This is a genomic window from Colwellia sp. MEBiC06753 (assembly GCF_053470325.1).
In genome coordinates, this window is the sequence record NZ_JBQMTM010000019.1 from 1 (window position 1) to 21,608 (window position 21,608).

General features: G+C 42.5%; 17 protein-coding genes. 12 read left to right on the top strand and 5 right to left on the bottom strand.

Annotation, left to right across the window (positions count from 1 at the left end; genetic code table 11):
- Nucleotides 1-303, top strand: a 303-nt coding sequence (locus ACOB82_RS14335; RefSeq protein WP_448213663.1) for a transposase, incomplete at its 5' end; no start/stop codon positions are given.
- Nucleotides 304-327: 24 nt separating this feature from the next.
- Here ACOB82_RS14335 and ACOB82_RS14340 read toward each other — a convergent pair.
- Nucleotides 328-1,215, bottom strand: a complete 888-nt coding sequence (locus ACOB82_RS14340; protein ID WP_448213664.1) for a BadF/BadG/BcrA/BcrD ATPase family protein — start codon at nt 1,213-1,215, stop codon at nt 328-330.
- 48 nt (nt 1,216-1,263) lie between these two features.
- On the bottom strand, nt 1,264-2,007 hold the full coding sequence (locus ACOB82_RS14345) for a copper homeostasis protein CutC (RefSeq protein ID WP_448213665.1): 744 nt from the start codon (nt 2,005-2,007) through the stop codon (nt 1,264-1,266).
- Nucleotides 2,008-2,411: 404 nt separating this feature from the next.
- Here ACOB82_RS14345 and ACOB82_RS14350 point away from each other — a divergent pair, with 404 nt between their 5' ends.
- The 3 genes from ACOB82_RS14350 (at nt 2,412) to ACOB82_RS14360 (ending at nt 9,532) form a co-directional block, all read left to right on the top strand.
- The gene (locus tag ACOB82_RS14350; RefSeq protein ID WP_448213666.1) at nt 2,412-5,417 is read left to right on the top strand and encodes a TonB-dependent receptor; all 3,006 of its coding nucleotides are present in this window, start codon (nt 2,412-2,414) and stop codon (nt 5,415-5,417) included.
- 88 nt (nt 5,418-5,505) lie between these two features.
- A complete protein-coding gene (locus tag ACOB82_RS14355) occupies nt 5,506-8,352 on the top strand; it encodes a discoidin domain-containing protein (RefSeq protein WP_448213667.1) in 2,847 nt (948 codons plus the stop codon).
- 205 nt (nt 8,353-8,557) lie between these two features.
- Nucleotides 8,558-9,532, top strand: a complete 975-nt coding sequence (locus ACOB82_RS14360; protein WP_448213668.1) for an isoaspartyl peptidase/L-asparaginase family protein — start codon at nt 8,558-8,560, stop codon at nt 9,530-9,532.
- 570 nt (nt 9,533-10,102) lie between these two features.
- On the opposite strand, the gene pckA is transcribed toward ACOB82_RS14360, so the two are convergent.
- The 3 genes from pckA to hslR all read right to left on the bottom strand — a co-directional run bounded on the left by pckA (nt 10,103) and on the right by hslR (nt 13,284).
- Nucleotides 10,103-11,713 (bottom strand): phosphoenolpyruvate carboxykinase (ATP), encoded by a 1,611-nt coding sequence (gene pckA / locus ACOB82_RS14365; RefSeq protein ID WP_448213669.1) that lies wholly within the window; start codon nt 11,711-11,713, stop codon nt 10,103-10,105.
- 287 nt (nt 11,714-12,000) lie between these two features.
- Nucleotides 12,001-12,867: an Hsp33 family molecular chaperone HslO gene (gene hslO / locus ACOB82_RS14370; RefSeq protein WP_448213670.1), complete on the bottom strand. Its 867-nt coding sequence runs from the start codon at nt 12,865-12,867 to the stop codon at nt 12,001-12,003.
- Between the two features lie 6 nt (nt 12,868-12,873).
- Entirely contained in the window at nt 12,874-13,284 is a 411-nt protein-coding gene (hslR, locus tag ACOB82_RS14375) for a ribosome-associated heat shock protein Hsp15 (protein WP_448213671.1), read from the bottom strand.
- Between the two features lie 202 nt (nt 13,285-13,486).
- Here hslR and gspC point away from each other — a divergent pair, with 202 nt between their 5' ends.
- From gspC to gspJ, 8 genes are read left to right on the top strand one after another with little or no spacing between them, the layout of a single operon-like run.
- Entirely contained in the window at nt 13,487-14,449 is a 963-nt protein-coding gene (gspC, locus tag ACOB82_RS14380) for a type II secretion system protein GspC (protein WP_448213672.1), read from the top strand.
- Nucleotides 14,450-14,460: 11 nt separating this feature from the next.
- Entirely contained in the window at nt 14,461-16,569 is a 2,109-nt protein-coding gene (gene gspD / locus ACOB82_RS14385) for a type II secretion system secretin GspD (protein ID WP_448213673.1), read from the top strand.
- A 2-nt stretch (nt 16,570-16,571) separates the two neighbouring features.
- The gene (gene gspE / locus ACOB82_RS14390; protein WP_448213674.1) at nt 16,572-18,203 is read left to right on the top strand and encodes a type II secretion system ATPase GspE; all 1,632 of its coding nucleotides are present in this window, start codon (nt 16,572-16,574) and stop codon (nt 18,201-18,203) included.
- 15 nt (nt 18,204-18,218) lie between these two features.
- The gene (gspF, locus tag ACOB82_RS14395; protein WP_448213675.1) at nt 18,219-19,439 is read left to right on the top strand and encodes a type II secretion system inner membrane protein GspF; all 1,221 of its coding nucleotides are present in this window, start codon (nt 18,219-18,221) and stop codon (nt 19,437-19,439) included.
- A gap of 2 nt (nt 19,440-19,441) precedes the next feature.
- Nucleotides 19,442-19,870 carry a type II secretion system major pseudopilin GspG gene (gspG, locus tag ACOB82_RS14400; protein WP_448213676.1) on the top strand — a complete coding sequence of 143 codons (429 nt, stop codon included), beginning with the start codon at nt 19,442-19,444 and terminating at the stop codon, nt 19,868-19,870.
- 57 nt (nt 19,871-19,927) lie between these two features.
- On the top strand, nt 19,928-20,521 hold the full coding sequence (gene gspH / locus ACOB82_RS14405; protein ID WP_448213677.1) for a type II secretion system minor pseudopilin GspH: 594 nt from the start codon (nt 19,928-19,930) through the stop codon (nt 20,519-20,521).
- On the top strand, nt 20,521-20,949 hold the full coding sequence (gene gspI, locus ACOB82_RS14410; RefSeq protein WP_448213678.1) for a type II secretion system minor pseudopilin GspI: 429 nt from the start codon (nt 20,521-20,523) through the stop codon (nt 20,947-20,949). Before gspH ends, gspI begins: the two co-directional genes overlap by 1 nt.
- Entirely contained in the window at nt 20,946-21,608 is a 663-nt protein-coding gene (gene gspJ, locus ACOB82_RS14415; protein WP_448213679.1) for a type II secretion system minor pseudopilin GspJ, read from the top strand. The genes gspI and gspJ overlap by 4 nt, the downstream gene beginning before the upstream one ends.

Genomic DNA, 21,608 nt, shown 5'->3' on the forward strand with positions numbered 1-21,608 from the left:
AGCTTGTATGCCGATAAAGGCTATGTCTCAGCGAACTTGAAGGAACAACTGGCCGAGCAAGGTATCGATTTTATTGCGGGTCAGCGAAGTAATATGAAGCGTCAGCCTATTTCGGTTTGGGACAGAGCTATGTTATCGAAACGTTTCATCATCGAAACCGTTTTTGATCAGCTTAAGAATATTGCTCAGATTGATCACACAAGGCATCGTAGCTGTATTTCGTTTATGGTAAATCTAATGGCAGGGCTAATTGCCTATACATTTAAAGCGAAAAAGCCGAGCATCAAAGTGACTCGGCTTTAGTTCTTATACAGATCTCAGGTTAATTTAACTTAATTGCTGTCTTGCCAACCATAACGCGCCTTGCTCAGCGTTAGAAATTGGGCTGTTTAATTGCGTTTGAAGGGATTTAGGCAACCAAGGGGTTATTTTCGAGGCAATCCCCCCCACTAAACATAAACGGTTGATATCGTGAGCTAATAAATGATTGGCGTATAAATCAATAAAGTCTGCGGCTTGTTGCACTATGTTAACCGCAATTACACAGCCTTTATCGGCATATTCAAAGACAATCGGTGCTAATTGCGCGAAAAAGTTTGGTTGGGCTGACAAGGCAAATGATAATAATTGCTCTAGGGTCTGGCAGTCGACGGTGGTTAATATTTGCTGGCTAAAATCAGTTGCTGGCTCCACGCCATCAAATACTTTTAAACCATATTGTACCGCGCTTAACCCTAAACTACTGCCACTGGCTTTATCGCCCAAATATAACCCATAGCCACCAAATTCACTGACCTGTTGATTAATGGTTAGTCCAGCACAAAAACCAGTGCCTAAAATTATCACGCCGCCATTTTGATCTTGATGGGCACCATAACACGCAATGGCCATATCGGTAGTGACGGTAAGTGACGCAAAAGGATGTTGCCAGTCTAAAAACTCTTGCTTAGCTTGTTCTACGTTGGCACCAGCAAGGCCAGCAACGGCATGAACTCGAGCTAGATCTTGATGGCTAAGCTTTGCTTGCATTAGCGCTTGTGAAGTTGCCGCCATAATTGAAGTAATTGTGCTACTGACCCCGCGAACTAAGTTAGCAGGCCCACCTAGCCCTTGGCCAATTAGCATACCTTGGCTATCTTCGATACGGGCACGACACTTAGTGCCACCGCCGTCGATACCTAAGAATAATGGTTTATTTTTGTTTGTCGTGTTCATCAGCGAGTTCTTTTTATTGTCAGTATTTAAATTCAGCGGCCAGTTTGGTTAGTTATCTGTAGTAGCTTTTAAACAGTGGATTGCCAAAGGATCGATTCTACCTTGATTATCTAGCACCTTGGAATAGGTATGTAACGAAACGGGGGTGACGCTTTGTTGACAGTGCTGCCAATATTGCTGAGCATTTTCTAGTGTCACACCGCCACCAACAACTAATTCAAAGCGTCCGGCAACTTGTTGGCATAGTGATGTTAGTTTTGTTAATCGCTGGTTTATCGTAGTTGGTTGCTGCCAACCGCCACCACTGGTTAGCAACCGATCAATGCCTAAATCGGCGAGTTGCTCAACCGCAAGCGCATAATCTTCAATCACGTCAAATGCTCGATGAAAAGTAACGGCCAACTGATGCTGTTTAGCGGTGGTAATTAATGCGGACATTACCGATAAATCGATAGTGTTTGTATTAGTTAATACACCAAAAACTACACCATCTGCACCTAGCTTGGCAGCATGGATAATTTGTTGATTCATTTGAGTTAATTCCTCATCAGAATAACAAAAGCTTTTATTGTGTGGACGGACCATTACTAGTAATTCACCATTTTTTAACATCGCCGATTTTGCTTGCTTGATAGCGCTTTCATCTGGCGTTAAACCATCTAGCATCATCTGCCCACAAAGCTCAATTCGTGCAGCACCTGCCTTAATACTTGCGGTAACATTATTGACTAAGTTTGCGCTGTCATCAGCATTGATGCAAATTTCTATTATTCGTTTATTTTTGTCTATCATTATGATTTTTATGTGTATTTTGGTTGGCTCTGGCTTTATTAAAAGTGCTAGTATTTGAATGGGCTTTCAGTCGTTTTATCAAATTTATTGCGGGTTACTCATAATTGTAAACTAAGGCAAATGGTGACAACTCGCTTAGTGTGATAATACAGCACTGAGTAAGAAACTGTATGAATAAAAAACAAAACGCCGATTTTATTGCACCACTAACCGAATTTATATTATCACTTTACTAACAGACAACCCTATCCTGAACATGGTTTTAAACTAGCATAAAATCCCATTTTTTAATGGGGATAAAAATAACAATAGTGCTCGCTCTAGCTACCTTTCGCTATTTCTTTTAGCTACTTAGGGTAGTGCTGTCTAATAGAACGCTTACAACAATCATTACGGAGAACGGAATGACTTATAATAACAAAGGTCGTACATCCCGGGGGAGTAAAGGGATCTATCAAAAATCTGCGTTAACGCTGGCTTTGATGACCGCATTTAACTTAGGTTACTCTCAATTAGGTTACGCTCAAGAAGCACCAGATGCTGACTCGGCAAATGAAAATATTGAAACCATTGAAGTACGTGGTATTCGCGCCAGTCAGGCGGAAAACTTAGCGATTAAACGCTTATCTACAGCCATCGTAGATGCAATTACCGCCGAAGATATCGGTAAATTCCCAGATAAAAACGTTGCTGACTCATTGCAACGGGTACCAGGGATTGTCATTTCTCGAAGTGGTGGTGAAGGTGAAAATGTTAGTATCCGTGGTTTGTCTTCTGATCTGACATTTACTCAGCTAAATGGCAATTTTATTGCGTCATCACCGGGCTCTCCATCGCGTTCTTTTAGCTATTCGTTATTACCTTCAACTATGGTGCAGCGAGTTGAAGTGTTTAAATCCTCAGAAGCACGTCTTGATGAAGGTGGTGTTGGTGGTACAGTTATTCTACATAGCCGTAAACCATTAGATATGGACGCTAGTTCAGGTGTATTAAACCTTGAATACACCTATGCCGATGTCACCGAAAAATATGAGCCGAACTTTAGTGGTGTTTATTCGTGGAAAAATGACAACGAAGATTTTGGCGTACTTGTTGGGTATACCCGTCAAGAGCGCACAAACCGTACATTAGGTGGCGATACAAGTGGGGCTGGCGGTTGGCGTTGGGCAACTAGCGACGATGTACCCGCTGCCGATATTCATGGCAATGAAATTACTGACAGCACTCGCCGCTTCGCAGCACTTGAAGATGCTTACGGCGGCATTACCGAAGGGGCATGGGTGCCACAGGTAGCAGGTGTTGGCGTTACCGAAGAAAAACGTGAGCGTGAAGGTTTTCAATTTACCGGTCAATGGTTACCAACCAATGACTTAAAAATGACCTTTAACTACTTCCGCTTTGCGTTAGGTCAAGATCGCACTAACTCGCGTTTATCAATTCCAGAATGGAAATACAACCCAGACCATTTAACCGGTGTTCACTTAGACTCGACTGGCACTGTGGTTAATGGTTTAGATTTCACTACTGGTGCTGGTGGTACAGAAGGTAATTTAGAGTTTCCTTGGATCAGCGGCAGTTATACCGAAGAAGAAGATACCTCAGATACCTTTGATTTAGGCTTAGAGTATGCCGGCGATAATTACGATTTACGCGTTACCATTGGTCATACTGAAGCAGAAGGTGGCCCCAAAGAAGCATGGAATACCGCTTATAAAAGTGGCCAGCCCGCTAAGCGCAGTGACTCTGGTTTAGTGGAAAATGCGGCTAGCTATGCAGGCTGGCGTTTAGGTAACCGCGTTTCACTTTATGCTGACCCTGAATTATTGAATAACTTAAGAGCAGGCGTTGCTGGTGACCCAGATCCTGGTTCAACAGGCTCAAGTTTTATTGTCAGTGATTTGGAAGAAAATTACGCACAAATCGATTTTGACTACCAGTTAGATTACGGCATTATCCAGACCTTACGTGTAGGTGCAAAATATCGTGATGCCAAACTTCATCGTGAAACCAATAACACCTTTTTTATTACCAAAGAAGGTGCGGCAGCCATTGAAAGTGGTGAGTTAGATCCATTTAGCCAAGGCGCCATTGATAAGGTTTCTTATCAGTGGATTGATGGCATGCCAGAGATGACGGATATCTTAAATAAGAAATCTGAGCAAAATATTACTGGCGGCTTTGATGTTAACGTGATGCCAACCATAAACTGGGATACTTATCGCGATATCGTCACTGATGAATACGTAAAATATACCCGTCGCGAACCAGACTTTGTCTTTGATATTGAAGAAGAAATTACTGCGTTCTATGCGCAAGCTGATTTTGCTTGGGAAAATGTTCGCGGTAACTTTGGTGTGCGTTACGTAGAAACAGAAACCATGATCATGTCGTCAGATAAAATCAATTACTATTTAGATGATATTGATGATGAAACCGAAGAAGATATTTTAGGTGACGAGCGGGTATTAAGTGTTGAAACTACCGCTCAGCGCGTGATTAAAGATGATCGCTTCTTACCAAGCTTTAACATTGTTTGGGATGTAACTGAAAATATCGTGGTACGTGGTGCAATGGCTAAAACCATGTCACGAGCGCCTTACAATGATATGGGCGCGCCAGAGCAATTAACCTTCATTTCTCAAGAATGGGCTGATGACCGTTTAGAGTTCCGCTCAAACCCAGTTGATCCAGGCTGGTCGGGTTCTGGTGGTAACAAAGCGCTAAAACCATTCGAGTCGGTGCAAACGGATATCTCTATTGAATATTATTATGGTGAAGGCTCAGCTGTAGGTGCCGCGTTATTTAATAAAGACGTGGACAACTTTATTGTACCGCTGATCATTACTTCAACCCGCCCGTTTGATGGCTTTACGAACCCGAATACTGGTCAAGTAGTGGTGCTGGCTGGCGATATTGTCGTAACGCCATTTAACACTACGGCAAATGGTACTAACGCTACCTCTCGTGGTATTGAACTATTCGCTCAACATGCATTTGACAATGGATTTGGTTTAAACGTCAACTACACGCTTAACGACACCAATCAGGCTGATATCAGTGTTGATGGTGAGAAAATCGGTGAGTCTGAGTTAGTTGGTAGTGCTGAAAACCAGTTTAACTTCTCTGCTTACTATGAAACCGACTTATATAGCGTACGTGCCTCTTATAACCGTACCGGACAAACCGCTCTAGGTTTATCCGATGGTTTAACCGTGTTCCAAGAGCCGTATCAGCAAGTTGATATCAATGCTTCGTATAACATCATAGATAACCTGATTCTCTCTGCCTCGGTCATTAACTTAACCGAAGAAGAACCAAGAACTTTCTATGGTGACGATACCAAAGCAAGGTTACGTAGCAGTAGTTATACCGGACGTCGTTTTTACGTAGGTATGACCTATCGTTTCTAGCACGAATTTATAAACACAATAAAACCAAATTGAATAGTCGGTAATCACGTCAGATCGAAATTACCGGTTAAAAATGCAAGGAATAATTATGAATAAGGCTAAAAATTTTAGACTTACGTTGCCTATGATGTTGGTTGCAAGCGCATTAAGTGCTTGTGGAGGCAGCAATGATCCGGATGCGCAAGACGTTCCGGTAACCCCAGACAATACTGCGGCAGAAGTTGCAGGTTCAGTAATTAAAGGCACTTTATCAGGCGCATCAATAAACGTTACGCCACTTAATGGCACAACCTTAACCGCAGCAAGCCAAGCAGTCACCGATGCCAACGGTCAATTCTTCGTTGAACTAAATGGCAAACCAGGTTTTGGTATCGACAGCCTAGTTAAAATTACAGTGACAGCAGACGCTGGTGCCAGCATGATTTGTGATGCGCCAGTGTGTGCCGGCATTAACTTAGGTGGCGTAGTGAGCGGCGCTTTTGTTGAAGGCACGCAATTAACGACGTTAAGCCAGTTAGCCGTACCTTATGGCAACAATGCCGACGGTCAAGCGGACTTAGTGACACAAGCGAATGCGCTGACGACATTAGCCACACAATTGATTGAGCAAGCCATTGCTGATGGGCGTAACGTTAGCTCGCCAGATTTATTAGCGTTAGCGCAAGCTGAATATTCCGCGTTGTTACTTCGCGCTCTAGGCTGGCAAACCAATAACACCAATGTTTTCACTACGCCAGTGGTGAGTGCTGAAAGTTATCATAACTTTGTCACCGGCAATAGCTGTGAACTAGCCGAGTCAGGTGAAGAAGTTTGCGCTGATACCTTAGTGACTGAAAGCCAAATTAAGCTTTCGTTTTTAAATGCTGCGTTTAGTCAGTTTGACGAAACTTCATCGCAAGCCGCGAACTTGCAATTGGCAAGTGAAAACCTAAGCGCTGCATTAGCGGGTGATCCAGAGGCATTAACCGCGTTACGCGAAGGTTTGTACCAAGCTATCGACCGCCATGAGGTGGCTTCAGAGCTTGGTTTTTCAGCCAGTGCCATTATTGATTTAGGCTTAGCGTTATTTGATGCTGAATCAACAGGTGGACCAATTCACGAAATTTCTACCCCTGATAATATTGCTGCGGCCACTATTACTGCGCGCTTTAGTATTAGTGAGTCGGAAAGCCAATATCAGCTATTTGATGGTGACGTTGAAACGAAATGGCTTGATCATAACGATTGGCAAGGTGCACCAACTGAAGCAGATCCTTCGTGGATGCAAATTGATTTTGCCGAGCCACAAGCGATTAATACTATGGTGATCACCAGTGCCAATGACGCACCAGCACGTGACCCTGAAAACTTTACGCTAGTGGCGTCGAATGACGGTGGCGAAACTTGGGTAACATTATTAGATGTAAAAGGCGCATCATTTGATGAGCGTTTTCAGGCGCAAAGCTTTGCGTTTGCTAATGAACTTAAGTACAGCAGCTATCGTTTTAATGTTACGAAAAATGCAGGTAACGACGGCTTAATGCAAATTGCTGAAATTAACTTCCTAGGGCCAATTTACACTAGCTTAGTGCATTCACATTCAGGTGTTGGCGTAGCGTCAGCGCGCAATAGCATTGGTGATGCCGAAAACCAAGACAAAGCATTTGATGGTGATGTTAATACTAAGTGGTTAGATCATAACGACTGGTTAGGTGCGCCAAGTGAAGCTGACCCGTCGTGGATCCAAATGGACTTCCCAGAAGCGGTGGCGGTTAACGTTGTCGCTATTACTAGTGCCAATGATGCCTCGTCACGTGATCCGGAAAACTTCCAGTTATTAGCGTCTAATGATGGCAGCAACTGGGAAGTTGTCGGTGATTGGGTAGGTGAAGCATTTGATCAGCGTTTTGAGCGCAAGGAATTCCGTTCAGCGAATCAATTGGCTTATACCAGCTATCGTTTGAATATCACTAAAAACAGCGGTAATGATGGTTTAGTGCAAATTGCTGAAGTGGAATTTATTGGTCCAGAGCTACCAAGTTTAGATCACAGTGTGATGGCCGGTGCTTCATATTCTGCGCGCTTCGCCATTAGCGATGCTGAAAGCGCTGCTCAAGCATTTGACCGCAACGTTGAAACGAAATGGTTAGATCATAACGATTGGCAAGGTGCTCCTACTGAAGCTGATCCTGCTTGGATACAAGTTGATTTACCATCAGCACAAGTGGTCAATACCTTAACTATTACCAGTGCTAATGACGCGCCAGCGCGAGACCCAGAAAACTTCACTTTATCAGCTTCAAATGATGGCGGTGAAACTTGGGTGGTTGTCGGTAGCTGGGTTGGTGAAGCATTTGATGATCGCTTTGAGCGTAAAACCTTTAGCTTTGCTAATACTCTGGCCTATGGCAGCTATCGTTTAAATGTTACCAAAAACGCTGGCAACGACGGTTTAATGCAAGTAGCAGAAGTAGGTTTAATCGGCCCACAGTACGCAGCAATAAACCATGCAACGCAAGCCGGTGCTATTTACAGCGCTCGCAATCGTATTGGTGATGCTGAAAGTGAAGCCAAAGCCTTTGATGGTGATGTTGAAACCAAATGGCTAGATCATAATGACTGGTTAGGTGCGCCTTCTGAGGAAGATCCATCATGGATTCAAGTCGACTTATTATCACCACAAATCGTTAGCAGCTTAGCGATAGTGAGTGCTAATGATGCGCCAGAGCGCGATGCTGAAAACTTCCAGTTATTAGGATCAAACGACGGTGGTGCAACATGGAAAACAGTGGCAAGCTGGGTTGGTGAAAGTTGGGATGAACGCTTTGAGCGTAAGCAGTTCGACTTTGTTAATGGCTTTGCCTACAGTAGTTACCGATTAAATATTACCAAGAACAAGAATAATGATGGTCTTGTACAAATTGCTGAAATCGAGCTAATTGGTATTGAGCAATAATCTTGCCTAGCAGGTTAGTTAAGCTAATTTGAGCTAATCAGCACTAACCTTTAGCTAGATTGAGTTAAGCGGTGTAGCAGCGGCTCGTGGTGGACAGCTGCTACGCTATTTTCAGGCCAATGTTGTAACCCAATATTGGCCTTTTTCATTAGCTAGTGGTCAGATATTAATAAGGGTTAAATTAATTGGTATATAAGGATTAATGATGAATCGTCGACAATTTATCTGGGCCAGTGCCCTTTCTACTATTGTGCCTAAGTGGTCATTTGGTCAGTCAAACTCAGCGGCAAATCGTAATAATCAAGCAGTGACCAAGCCAATTGTTGTTTCTACCTGGAACCATGGTATGCCTGCTAATTTAGCGGCATGGCAAGTTTTAGCAAACGGTGGCATGGCAATAGATGCGGTTGAAGCAGGTGTTCGAGTGCCAGAAGCGGATCCTGAGGTGATGACCGTTGGTTATGGTGGCTACCCTGATCGTGAAGGCATTGTAACTTTAGATGCCTGCATTATGGACCATCAGATGAATTGTGGCTCGGTGGCATTTTTACAAAATATTAAGCACCCAATATCCGTGGCGCGTTTAGTCATGGATAAAACGCCGCATGTGATGTTAAGTGGTGAAGGCGCTAAGCAATTTGCCTTGAGCCAAGGCTTTGTTGAAGAAAATTTGTTAACCGATAAAGCCAAACAAGCTTGGCTAGAATGGAAAAAGCAAAGCAAGTATCAACCGATTATTAATATTGAAAACCACGACACCATTGGCATGTTAGCACTTGATGAACACGGTAATTTATCTGGCGCCTGCACCACCAGTGGCGCTGCGTTTAAAATGCATGGCCGTATTGGTGATTCGCCAATTATTGGCGCGGGTCTGTATGTTGATAATGAAGTGGGCGCAGCGACAGCTACCGGTATGGGCGAATTAATGATGAAAACCGTTGGTTGTCATGCCGTGGTCGAGATTATGCGTCAAGGCGCTTCACCACAGGAAGCCTGCCAAGAAGCAGTTGAGCGAATTGCTCGCAAACTTGGTGATTACCAACAGTTTCAAGTGGGCTTTTTGGCGCTTGATAAAAATGGTCAATATGGGGCGCACTGCATTCAACCCGGCTTTAATTACGCGGTAAAAAGCGCCGAGCAGCAACAGCTCATTGATGCGTCAAGTAAGTTAGGTTAAGCGGTTAAATTGGTTGTTGAAATAGCCATTTTATCGTTAGTAAAGAATAGCTAAGTTTAGCTATGGCGACCTTTGATTTTTACACACGGGTTAAAGGTCGCCGCTTTTCTTTTTGTTCACTTAGTCATTCCGCTAAACAGTTTTGTGTTTTGATTTGTTATTAGCCAATAAATCATCACACTTGAAATCAACACCAACCTCATTGAAGCGGTTTAATTATGAGTAGGTAAAGCGTTTTGTTATGCGAGGAAGGAAGCCGAGCACTGATGTTGGTACATGGATGTAACATCATCAGGAATAACAAATAAGCACCGGCGAATAATTAAAGTTTGCCGCTGAATTGGGCGCTGAGGGAGATGAAAGAGGGAAACAAGCGCTTTTTCCCTCTTTCGTGCAGTCGCCACCGCGACAATATAATTCAAACGGTTACTTAATTTAAAAGTATTTAAAGTGACATTACGCTAAGTGTTGGCTGGTTTAATTCAATATAAAGCTAGTGACAATTTGAACAATAATAAAGGCCAGTAAGCATTCACTTACTGGCCTTTGTATTTAAATAAACACTTCAGTTTATAACTGAGGACCTGCTGCCACTAATGAAGCACCGTGGTCGTTGTCAGTGAACTTATCAAAGTTAGTGACAAAACGGTTGGCCAAATCTTTCGCTTTCACTTCCCAATCAGCGGAATTTTCGTAGGTGTTACGCGGGTCTAAAATCTCGCTATCACAACCATGAAGTGCGGCTGGCACAGTTAGGTTAAACAGTGGTAAGGTAGTCGTTTCTGCATGGTCGATTGAGCCATCTAAGATCGCGTCGATAATAGCGCGCGTATCTTTAATTGAAATACGTTTGCCTGTGCCATTCCAACCTGTGTTAACTAAATAAGCTTCTGCGCCAACAGCTTCCATACGCTTGCGTAACACGTCTGCGTATTGTGTTGGGTGTAAGCTTAAGAACGCTGCACCAAAACAGCTTGAGAACGTTGGTGTTGGCTCTGTAATACCGCGCTCTGTACCGGCTAATTTTGCAGTAAAGCCTGATAAGAAATAGTATTCAGTTTGTTCTGGCGTTAATTTCGCAACCGGCGGTAATACACCAAAGGCATCAGCCGTTAAGAAAATCACTTTCTTGGCATGACCTGCGCGAGAAATTGGCTTAACAATGTTATCAATATGATGAATTGGGTAAGACACGCGGGTATTTTCAGTTTTTGAATTATCGTCAAAATCTATTGTGCCATCAGCAGCAACGGTCACGTTTTCTAATAAAGCATCACGACGAATAGCATTATAAATGTCTGGTTCGTTTTCTTTGCTTAAATTGATGGTTTTAGCGTAACAACCACCTTCAAAGTTGAATACACCGTTGTCATCCCAACCGTGCTCATCGTCACCAATTAATTCACGCTTAGGATCGGTTGAAAGTGTGGTTTTACCTGTACCTGAAAGGCCGAAGAAAATTGCCACATCACCGTCTTCACCAACGTTCGCACTACAGTGCATTGAGGCGATGCCTTTTAGTGGCAAGAAGTAGTTCATCATAGAGAACATACCTTTTTTCATCTCGCCGCCGTACCAAGTACCACCAATTAATTGCACTTTTTCAGTTAAGTTAAATGCAACGAAGTTTTCTGAGTTTAACCCTTGTTCTTGCCAGTTCGGGTTAGTGGTTTTCGCACCGTTCATTACAATGAAATCTGGCTCGTAATCTTTTAATTCAGCTTCAGTTGGGCGAATGAACATGTTTTTAACGAAATGTGCTTGCCAAGCCACTTCAGTAATAAAGCGCACTTTTAAACGTGTATCTTCATTAGCGCCACAGAAAGTATCAACGACGAATAAACGCTTGCCTGAAAGTTGAGTGGTGACTAAGCCTTTTAATTCATTCCAAGTGTCAGTAGACATTGGTTTGTTGTCATTTTTACCTTGGTCGGCCCACCAAACGGTATCGCGGGTAACATCGTCACGAACAATGTATTTATCTTTTGGTGAACGGCCAGTGAAAATACCGGTATCTACTGATACTGCACCAAGCTCAGTTATGTAACCTTTATCAAAACCTGAAAGCTCAGCTTTGGTTTCTTCTTCAAATAAGAGTTCGTAAGAAGGATTGTAAACAATCTCTGCAACGTTGGTGATGCCGTACTGAGATAAATCAATCGTGTTTTCCAAAGCGGACATAGCTCATAGTCTCCAGTGGTAGAACAAAAGTTAAAAAATTGTTTCAGGCGGTTCCTGAGGCCGCTAATTCTAGGCGATAGTTGACTAAAACAAAAGCAAAAACTTATTGTGACTGAAAGTTTTCATCTTTTATTACAAAGATCGGATTAATTGCTAGTTTTTTTATGTAATATAACAACAAAACTGAAAAATGATTGTGATCTTGACCAAGCGGAAGCTAAGAAAAATTGGGCGGGTATGATAAAAAAAGGCGCTTAATAGCGCCCTTAATCTAAATTGTCGGTTAACTAGTGTTTTATCTCATTTATGTAAGATGATAATTGTTGTTCATCAAAGGCATAAGTGGTTAAACAATAGTCACAAGTCATGCTGATGGTATCTTGCTCTGCTAGGATAGATTTGATCTCGTCAATACCAAGTTGCGAAATAGCGGTTAAACATTTTTCTTCCGAACAACTACAACGGTAAGTGACGGTTTGCGGGTCAAATAATCGCACTTCTAATTCATGATACAAGCGATGTAATAACTCTTGCGCCGGTAAATTAAAGATTTCGTCGGCAGTGATGGTTTGAGTTAATGCACATAAATGCTCGTAGTCAGCTAATTGCTGCGCTTTATCGTCGCTGTCTGGTAGTAATTGAATCAAGCTACCAGCGGCTTTATTTTCTTTAATATCAGTAAATAACCAAACTGTGGTTGGAATTTGATCTGAGGTTTCGAAATAGTTAGCTAAACATTCTGCTAACGTCGGCTTTTCTAATGCAACTACACCTTGATAAGGTTCACCATTGGTTGGTCGAATGGTAATTACCATAATGCCGTTGCCAATTAATTCACCTAATGTCGATGCCTGAGTATCATGTTTTAATTTCGCTACCCCGCGCATTTGTTGCTGGTGATTGCCATTAATTGCCATGTAGCCGATCGGGGCATCGTCACCGCCTTGTAATTGCACGGCAATTTCACCTTCAAACTTTAATGTAGCCGTTAAAAGACAAGTAGCTGCTAATAATTCACCCATTAATGCTTTTACGCCATCAGGATAGTCATGATTTTGCAAAATATCTTGGTACGCTTGATGAATTTGTACCAGCTCGCCACGGGCATGCTTATGATCAAATAAATAGCGATTTAACACATCTGATTGAGACATGAGTAATTATATCCTTTCTTTAAATTGCCTGATTTGTCGGCGTTGTTTTTTATCTGGTTTGGTATCGGTCGCTGGGCTAAAGAATGCCCCTTGCTTACGAGCAAGTGTATTTCGCTCTCGGGTTTCGATACTGTCTGCAGTTTCTTCATAAAGTGTTTGAGCAAATGTCGCGTCTTTGCGCTTATCGGCAAGTGCAATTATCACTACTTCTTTCTCATCAAAACCTTGACGTACTTTTACTTTGTCGCCTATGGCGACAGCTTTGCCTGATTTTGTGCGCTGACCGTTATAAAACACTTTGCCGCCGTCAATCATTTGCTTAGCAATAGCACGAGTTTTATAAAAACGAGCTGCCCATAACCATTTGTCTAATCGAGTAACATCTGAAGTTGTCGATGGCTGTTGTTTTCCTGCCATATCGGTTTGCTACTTTCATTGAAAAAAATTTGCTGAAATGTACCATAAACCACGATTTTCCGCTATGGCTTTCACTTTCTTGATACGACTAATTACTGCGATGTTTTGTAAATATTAATTAAATTTTTAGCCGCTTACTTGTTGCATACACTTAGGTCAAGTATCATCGAGAGCAATAGGATATAAAATCAAAAGAATGACCATGCAGTTGCCCGATAATTTGGCTGCGTTGAATGAACAGCTTAACAAGTTGCCCCAAGTTCAAATCGCAAAAATATTCAGTGTTATTTTAGTTATTTATTGCATGTATTTGCTGGCGCAAATGACGTGGCAATTAGTACCGAGTAATCACACGCCAACTTTAACTACGCAAAAAAGCACAACCGTTAACACTACGCCAAACTCTTCCTCATTTGATTTAAATAGCGTAATCGGACTTCATCTTTTTGGTAACTATCAGCAAGCACCTAAAAAAGCTGCGGTTGAAGTGGTGGAAGAAGCGCCAGAAACTAAATTGAACTTAAAGCTTTCTGGGGTGGTTGCATCAAGTGAAAGCGAATTTGCTGCAGCTATTATTGAAAACCAGGGTAGCCAAGAAACTTATGGTATCGGCGAAAAAATTAATGGCACACGTGCATCATTAGAAAAAGTTTATGCTGATCGCGTGTTAATCAAGCAGGGCGGGCGTATGGAAACCTTAATGCTTGATGGTTTTGATTATAGTAAGCAAAGTCATGTCATCAATTCGTCACCTGAACGTGATATAAACCGCGCCCTTAATAACGACGCAATGAGTGCAGGGCCTTCACCTGCCGACGATTCAGTAGATTTACGTGATAATGAAGAATTAAGTGCGGCAGTTCAGCGATTACGACAAGAAGTTGCCGACGACCCTGGCAAAATCAGTGATTACCTAAAAATATCACCGAAAATGGAAGAGGGTAAAATAATTGGTTATCAGGTCATGCCAGGTAAAGATCCTGCCTTTTTCAAAGCGTCAGGTTTACAGCCTGGCGACGTCGCGTTGCTGATGAATGGTTTAGATTTGTCTAATCCAAGTGAATCAGCTCAGGCATTAAGTTTATTAAGAGATACCAGTGATATAGCGTTGTTGGTGGACCGTAATGGGGAGTTAACAGAGATTCTGTTTAGCATTGCACAATGATAATGAGAAGTATGAAAATCCGACAACGGGTAAAACCACACACGATAAATTTTAAGCGATTGTTCACACCATTAGCTTTTAGCGCAGCAATGGCGTTCACACCTATGGTAGAACAAGCATGGGCTGCTGAATTTTCACCGAACTTTAAAAATACTGATATTAACGAGTTCGTTAATATTGTTGGTCGAAATTTGCAAAAAACCATGATTGTTGACCCGAATGTTCGGGGCAAAATCAATGTCAGAAGTTACGATTTGCTTAGTGAAGAGCAGTATTACCAGTTTTTCCTAAACGTGTTGGAAGTTTACGGCTTTGCTGCCGTTAAAATGGACAATAACGTGATTAAAGTAATTCGTAATAAAGACGCTAAAACTGGCCCTATTCCTGTTGTTGCTAATGATGGTGATTTTAGCGGTGATGAAATGGTCACCCGTGTGGTTGAAGTAAAAAATGTTACGGTGCGTGAATTAGTGCCATTACTTCGCCAACTATCCGATCAAGCTGGTTCGGGCAACGTGGTTAACTACGACCCTGCAAACGTCATTATGATCACAGGTACAGCCGCCGTGGTAAATCGCTTAGTGAATATTATTGAGCGCGTGGATAAAGCGGGCGATCAAGACGTACAAATCATTAAGTTAAAGCATGCTTCAGCCAGTGAAATGGTACGTATCGTTGATGCGATGAATAAGCAGGCATCTAGTGCCAAAGCTGGTACGCCAACATTTCTTATTCCATCTGTGGTGGCCGATGACAGAACCAACAGTGTTATAGTTAGTGGTGAGTCACAAGCTAGAAAACGTATCGCTAAGTTAATTGAGCGTTTAGATAGTGAATTAGAAACCAACGGCAATACGCGAGTTTATTACTTGAAGTACTCAAAAGCGGAAGACTTAGTCGCCGTGCTTGAAGGCGTGAGTAAATCGATTGAAGCTGAAGAGAGTGCTGGCAAAACTACACGTGGTGCTAACAATAATAAACGTAACGTCAGCATAGATGCCCATAAAGACACTAACACCTTAGTGATTACAGCAGAGCCAGATATGCTGCGCTCACTAGAGGCGGTAATTCGTCAACTTGATGTCCGTCGTGCCCAAGTACTCGTAGAGGCAATTATTGTTGAAGTCTTTGAAAGCGACGGTGTTAACCTTGGTGTGCAATGGTATACCGAACAAGGCGGCTTTACTCAGTTTAATAATGGTCCAGTACCTAGTACTAGTTTAGCCGCGGCTGGTTATGCTGCTCGTGGTGAAAAAGGCACAACCGTAACGACAATTGATGGCAACGGTAACCCGGTTGTCACTAAAAACCCGGATACCGATGGCGATTATACGCTACTGGCGCAATTACTAGGCTCTGTTAACGGTATGATGTTTGGTTTAATTGAAAATGACTGGGGCGCGATTGTTCAAGCCGTAAGCTCAGATACCAATTCAAATATCTTAGCCACGCCAAGCATAACCACCCTTGATAATGAAGAAGCGTATTTTATTGTCGGTCAAGAAGTGCCGATTATTACTGGTTCAACAACCGGTAACAATAATTCCAATCCGTTCCAAACCGTTGACCGTCAGGAAGTGGGTATTAAGTTAAAAGTTACGCCACAAGTCAATGAAGGTTCTGGAGTTCAATTAACTATTGAGCAAGAAGTCTCTTCAGTAAGTGGTGCAACCGGCGTTGATATTTCAATTAACAAACGTGAAATTAAAACAACAGTCATGGCTGATAACGGCGCTACCGTTATTTTAGGCGGTTTGATAGATGAAGACGTTCAAGAAAGTGAGCAAAAAGTCCCGCTATTAGGTGACATTCCTATTTTAGGTCATTTGTTTAAATCAACCAGTAATAGTGTGCGTAAGCGCAACTTAATGGTGTTCCTACGCCCAACCATTATTCGTGATGGTAAGTTAATGAACGAAATGACTAAGGCGAAATATAACTATATACGTGCCGATGAAATAGCGAAAAAAGAGCGTGGCCTTAGTTTGATGGACGACGATAAACTGCCATTGTTGCCAGTATGGAGCGATGAATTAGCATTGCCACCATCATATGAAGAGCACATGAAAAAGCTTGAGCAAGAGAAAAAAGCAAAACAAGCACAGGGCGAACAAAATTAATTATGGCTGTTGAACAAAATAGTCTGAATGAAGAGACTTTAGTTAACGATGCGCTGGCCGATGAAGCATTAGCAAGTGCTGGCCTAGATGAGCTTGTTACTAATGTTGACATCCAAGCACAAAGTGAAGATGAAGTTGCTGTAACTAAGCGCTTACCCTTTGGTTTTGCTAAGCGTCATGGGGTCTTAATTTCAGAAATTGGCACTGAAGATCAGCATTCAGATGGTCAGCAACAATATGTATTACATTGTTTAGCTTCTGCTAGCCCTGAAATATTAGTAGAAGTCCGTCGATTTTTGGCTCATCCATATCATATCGAAGTGTTGACGCCGGTAGAATTTGAAAAGCGATTAACTGAGTCGTACCAGCGTGATTCATCAGAAGCTCAGCAAATGATGGAAGATATTGGCAACGAAGTGGATTTATATTCACTGGCCGATGAAATGACTGAAACTGAAGACTTGCTGGAAAATGAAGACGATGCGCCAATCATTAAGCTGATTAACGCCATGCTCAGTGAAGCAATTAAAGAAAACGCTTCGGATATTCATATTGAAACCTTTGAGCAAGTACTGCAAATTCGCTTCCGTATTGATGGCGTATTGCGTGAAGTATTAAAGCCAAATCGCAAACTGGCATCGTTGTTAGTCTCGCGAATTAAGGTAATGGCGAAACTGGATATTGCCGAAAAACGTATTCCACAAGATGGCCGTATTTCATTGCGCATTGCTGGCCGTGCGGTTGATGTCCGTGTTTCCACTATGCCAACCGGCCATGGTGAGCGCGTGGTACTGCGTTTACTCGATAAAAATGCTGCGCGTCTAGATCTACAAGACTTAGGCATGACTGATGAAAACCGTAAGTTGTTTTCAGCGCTGATTGACAAACCTCACGGTATTATTTTGGTTACCGGCCCAACGGGCTCAGGTAAATCAACCACGCTTTACGCTGGCTTAAGTCAGATTGATAATAAAGAGCGCAATGTTTTAACTGTTGAAGACCCGATTGAATACGCGATTGAAGGGATTGGCCAAACACAAGTTAACACCAAAGTAGATATGACCTTTGCCCGCGGCTTACGCGCGATTTTACGTCAAGATCCTGATGTGGTGATGGTTGGTGAAATTCGTGATTTGGAAACCGCACAAATTGGTGTGCAAGCCAGTTTAACAGGTCACTTGGTATTATCTACTTTACATACCAACACTGCAGCAGGTGCGATTACCCGTATGGAAGATATGGGAGTTGAACCGTTCTTATTATCGTCAAGTTTATTGGGTGTCTTAGCTCAGCGTTTAGTACGTACTTTATGTCCACACTGTAAAGAGCCGCATCAAGCTGATGAAGAAGAATGTCATTTACTGTCAATTTCCGCAGAGGATAAACCAACGATTTATCGTGCCGTTGGCTGTCAGGCGTGTAACTTTAAAGGTTATAAAGGGCGAACGGGTATTCATGAGCTATTAACCGTTGATGATAAAGTACGCGAACTTATTCATAATGGTCGTGGCGAACAAGTGATTGAAAAGTATATCCGTAAAACTACGCCTAGTATTCGTCGCGACGGCTTTGATAAAGTGCTGGCGGGCATTACCACGCTCGAAGAAGTGTTGCGCGTGACCCGAGAAGATTAACGGATGAGAATGTAAATGCCAGCGTTTGATTATGTGGCGGTTAATGCCAAAGGAAAAAATGTTAAAGGGGTTATCGAAGGTGATACCCCAAGACAAGCGCGCAGTTTATTGCGTGATCAAGGCTTAATGCCGATTGAAGTTAATGCCTCATTACGTAAACAATCCGCCACAGGCACCACGAAAGCCAGTAGCCGGAATAAAATCTCTGCTACCGATTTAGCGCTGATCACCCGTCAATTAGCAACATTAGTTGAATCTGGGTTACCACTGGAAGAATCATTACTCGCCGTTGCTGAGCAAAGCGAGAAAAATCGCCATAAAAGCATGATTATGGCGGTACGCACTAAAGTCACTGAAGGTTATGGCCTTGCCGAAAGTATGGCGGAATTTCCTCAGGTATTTTCGCAGCTATTTCGCGCCATGGTGGCAGCCGGTGAAAAATCAGGTCACCTAGATAACGTGCTTAACCGTTTGGCTGATTACACCGAGCAGCGCCAGCAATTGCGCTCGCAGATGATTCAGGCCTTGGTGTACCCCATTATTATGACGGTGGTGGCCATTGGCGTTATTGCAGTATTACTTACCGTTGTTGTCCCTAAAATTGTTAGCCAGTTTGAACATATGGGGCAAAGCTTGCCGGGTACTACTCAGTTCTTAATTAGCAGTAGTGAATTTTTGTCGAACTATGGCTTAGCCATTATTTTATTAATCGCCCTTGCAACATTGGGCTTTAATCAATTAATGAAGAAAGCTCAGTTTCGTTATAGTGCTCATCAGCGCTTAATCTCATTGCCATTAATTGGCAAAGTCGCACGCGGTTTAAATACCGCACGTTTTGCTCGGACCTTAAGTATTTTGACCGCCAGTGCCGTGCCCTTACTTGAAAGCATGAAAATTGCTGGTGAAGTATTAGAAAATTTGTATATTAAGCAGAAGATTAAAGAGTCGGCAGATAAAGTGCGCGAAGGTACCAGTTTACGGGTTGCTTTAGAGCAAACGAAATTATTTCCGCCGATGATGCTTCATATGATCGCCAGTGGTGAAAAAAGTGGTGAGTTAGAGCAAATGTTAGGACGCGCCGCCGACAACCAAGATCGTGAATTTGAAGCGTTAATGAATATCTCAATTAAGGCGTTTGAACCGGCATTAATGGTGAGTATGGCCGGTGTCGTCTTGTTTATCGTGATGGCTATTTTACAGCCAATTTTACAGTTAAATACATTAGTAGGAAGTTAGTTATGCAACAGCGTCAATCAGGTTTTACCCTGTTAGAAGTTATGGTAGTAATCGTTATTTTGGGTATTTTAGCTAGTATGGTAGTGCCTAACTTGATGGGTAGCCAAGAGCGCGCCAATGTGCAAAAAGCGGTATCTGATATTACGGCATTAGAAACCTCGTTAAGCATGTACAAAATGGATAACTATAACTATCCAACCACAGAACAAGGTTTAGAAGCATTAGTGACACAAACCGATGTTGAGCCACTGCCACGCCGTTTCCCAGAAGATGGTTACATTAAGCGTTTGCCTAATGATCCTTGGGGTAATGAATACCAGTTATTAAATCCAGGTGAAATGGGCAAAATTGATATATTTTCAATGGGGCCAGATGGTGAAGCGGGTACCGACGATGATATTGGTAACTGGAACCTAGGTGATTATCAATAACCTAGCGATGAATCAGAGCCAGCACGCTGGCTCTTTCTTTATCTTCATGTCATGCCTATGTGTTTAAAAGTTAATTCGTCTCGCGGCTTTACCTTAATAGAGGTCATGTTAGTGATCTTAGTGATTGGCGTAATCATGTCTGCGATTCAATTTACTTTTCAAAGTAACCAAAGCCATGAGCAGTTAGAACAAGCAAGTCGGCGTTTTGCTGGGGTGTTTGAGCTCGCCAGTGAATACGGCATGCTAAATAATGTTGAACTTGGCTTAGTGGTCACCGAAGAAAGTTACCAATTTGTTGGTTACGACGGCACTCGCTGGACTGAGCTGTCTGATGTTGACGCACTGGCAACTTATACCTTACCTGAGAACATTCAACTTGAACTTATATTAGATGATTTGCCGATTGAAGAAGGCGTATTAATGGTTTCTCGCGAAGACTTTATCAGTGAAGATGAAGACCAATACCGAGACCAGCCTCAAGAATTGATTCAACCACAAGTCATTTTGTTATCAGGCGGTGATTACAACCCGTTTAGTTTGGTATTTAGCTTTCGCGATGAATTCGAGCAAGGCAGTGTTAGCTATAAAGTTACCGGACTTTATAGCACGCAATTAGCCATTGAAGGGCCGATTGATGGGCGGGATAACTAGTGAAAACAGTGCCTAAAGTGAAAGCTGCGCCGAAAGTGACAGCCATGGCTAAAATCAACACTTTGAGTAACGGTTTTACTCTGATTGAAGTAATGTTGGCAATCGCTATTTTCGCCATCGCTGGCGTGGCTATTTTAGGCACAGCGCAAAATAATTTTGAAAACTTAAGTGCTTTAGAGCAGAAAACCATTGCTAACTGGGTTGCATCAAATCAGTTAACGGCAGCATCGTTAAGTAAAACTTGGCCACCCAAAGATAAATTAAAAGGCGAAGTGGAAATGGCTGGCACTCAGTGGTTTTGGCGACAAAAAGTGGTGGCGACACAAGATCGCCAGTTACGTTCAGTGACCATTGAAGTGCGAAAAAATCAAAGTGACGAACAGCCACTTACTGAGCTTACTACCTTCTTGGCGAGTCCTGATAAATGATCTCTCGCGGCACATCGTCAAGCGTCACAGTTAATCTCGCCAACGCTGGCTTTACCTTGCTTGAAGTGCTCATTGCCATGGCAATTTTCTCGTTAATTAGTTTATCAAGCTTCACTATTTTCGATACCGTATTTAAAAGTGACGAACAATCGCGCATTAAAAATGCTCGGCTCAATGAACTCAATCGAGCCTTTATTATTATTGAGCGCGATATGTTGCAAATTACTCGCCGGACAATACGGATTAATGGCGAAGCACCAGCCTCTGGCTATATTCATATTGATGATCAAGGATTTTTTTCTGAAACCAATGCCTTAGCCTTCGTTCGAGGCGGCTGGACCAATCCTGGCCTTATTTTACCGCGCAGCGATTTACAATCAGTGGCCTATCAACTCAGTGATGACGTGCTAAACCGGCTGCACTTTAATTTTGTTGACCCAGTCGTGGGACAAGAGCCATTTATTCGGCCATTGATCAATGATGTTAGCGATGTGAAATTTGAATTTTATCAAAATAATAAGTGGCAAAAAGAGTTTAAAGGGCAAGGTTTGCCACAAGCGATAGCGATTATTTTGCAAACCGAAGACTTTGGTGAGATTAGACGCCAGTTTTTGGTGGCAGGTGAGAGTGAAGCAGCTAATGCTAACGATGGAAACTAG

What these genes read in the sequence shown, in the direction of transcription:
- ACOB82_RS14340 (WP_448213664.1), bottom strand. Translation starts at nt 1,215, where the DNA reads ATGAACACGACAAACAAAAATAAACCATTATTCTTAGGTATCGACGGC.
- ACOB82_RS14345 (WP_448213665.1), bottom strand. Translation starts at nt 2,007, where the DNA reads ATGATAGACAAAAATAAACGAATAATAGAAATTTGCATCAATGCTGAT.
- ACOB82_RS14350 (WP_448213666.1), top strand. Translation starts at nt 2,412, where the DNA reads ATGACTTATAATAACAAAGGTCGTACATCCCGGGGGAGTAAAGGGATC.
- ACOB82_RS14355 (WP_448213667.1), top strand. Translation starts at nt 5,506, where the DNA reads ATGAATAAGGCTAAAAATTTTAGACTTACGTTGCCTATGATGTTGGTT.
- ACOB82_RS14360 (WP_448213668.1), top strand. Translation starts at nt 8,558, where the DNA reads ATGAATCGTCGACAATTTATCTGGGCCAGTGCCCTTTCTACTATTGTG.
- pckA (WP_448213669.1), bottom strand. Translation starts at nt 11,713, where the DNA reads ATGTCCGCTTTGGAAAACACGATTGATTTATCTCAGTACGGCATCACC.
- hslO (WP_448213670.1), bottom strand. Translation starts at nt 12,867, where the DNA reads ATGTCTCAATCAGATGTGTTAAATCGCTATTTATTTGATCATAAGCAT.
- hslR (WP_448213671.1), bottom strand. Translation starts at nt 13,284, where the DNA reads ATGGCAGGAAAACAACAGCCATCGACAACTTCAGATGTTACTCGATTA.
- gspC (WP_448213672.1), top strand. Translation starts at nt 13,487, where the DNA reads ATGCAGTTGCCCGATAATTTGGCTGCGTTGAATGAACAGCTTAACAAG.
- gspD (WP_448213673.1), top strand. Translation starts at nt 14,461, where the DNA reads ATGAAAATCCGACAACGGGTAAAACCACACACGATAAATTTTAAGCGA.
- gspE (WP_448213674.1), top strand. Translation starts at nt 16,572, where the DNA reads ATGGCTGTTGAACAAAATAGTCTGAATGAAGAGACTTTAGTTAACGAT.
- gspF (WP_448213675.1), top strand. Translation starts at nt 18,219, where the DNA reads ATGCCAGCGTTTGATTATGTGGCGGTTAATGCCAAAGGAAAAAATGTT.
- gspG (WP_448213676.1), top strand. Translation starts at nt 19,442, where the DNA reads ATGCAACAGCGTCAATCAGGTTTTACCCTGTTAGAAGTTATGGTAGTA.
- gspH (WP_448213677.1), top strand. Translation starts at nt 19,928, where the DNA reads ATGTGTTTAAAAGTTAATTCGTCTCGCGGCTTTACCTTAATAGAGGTC.
- gspJ (WP_448213679.1), top strand. Translation starts at nt 20,946, where the DNA reads ATGATCTCTCGCGGCACATCGTCAAGCGTCACAGTTAATCTCGCCAAC.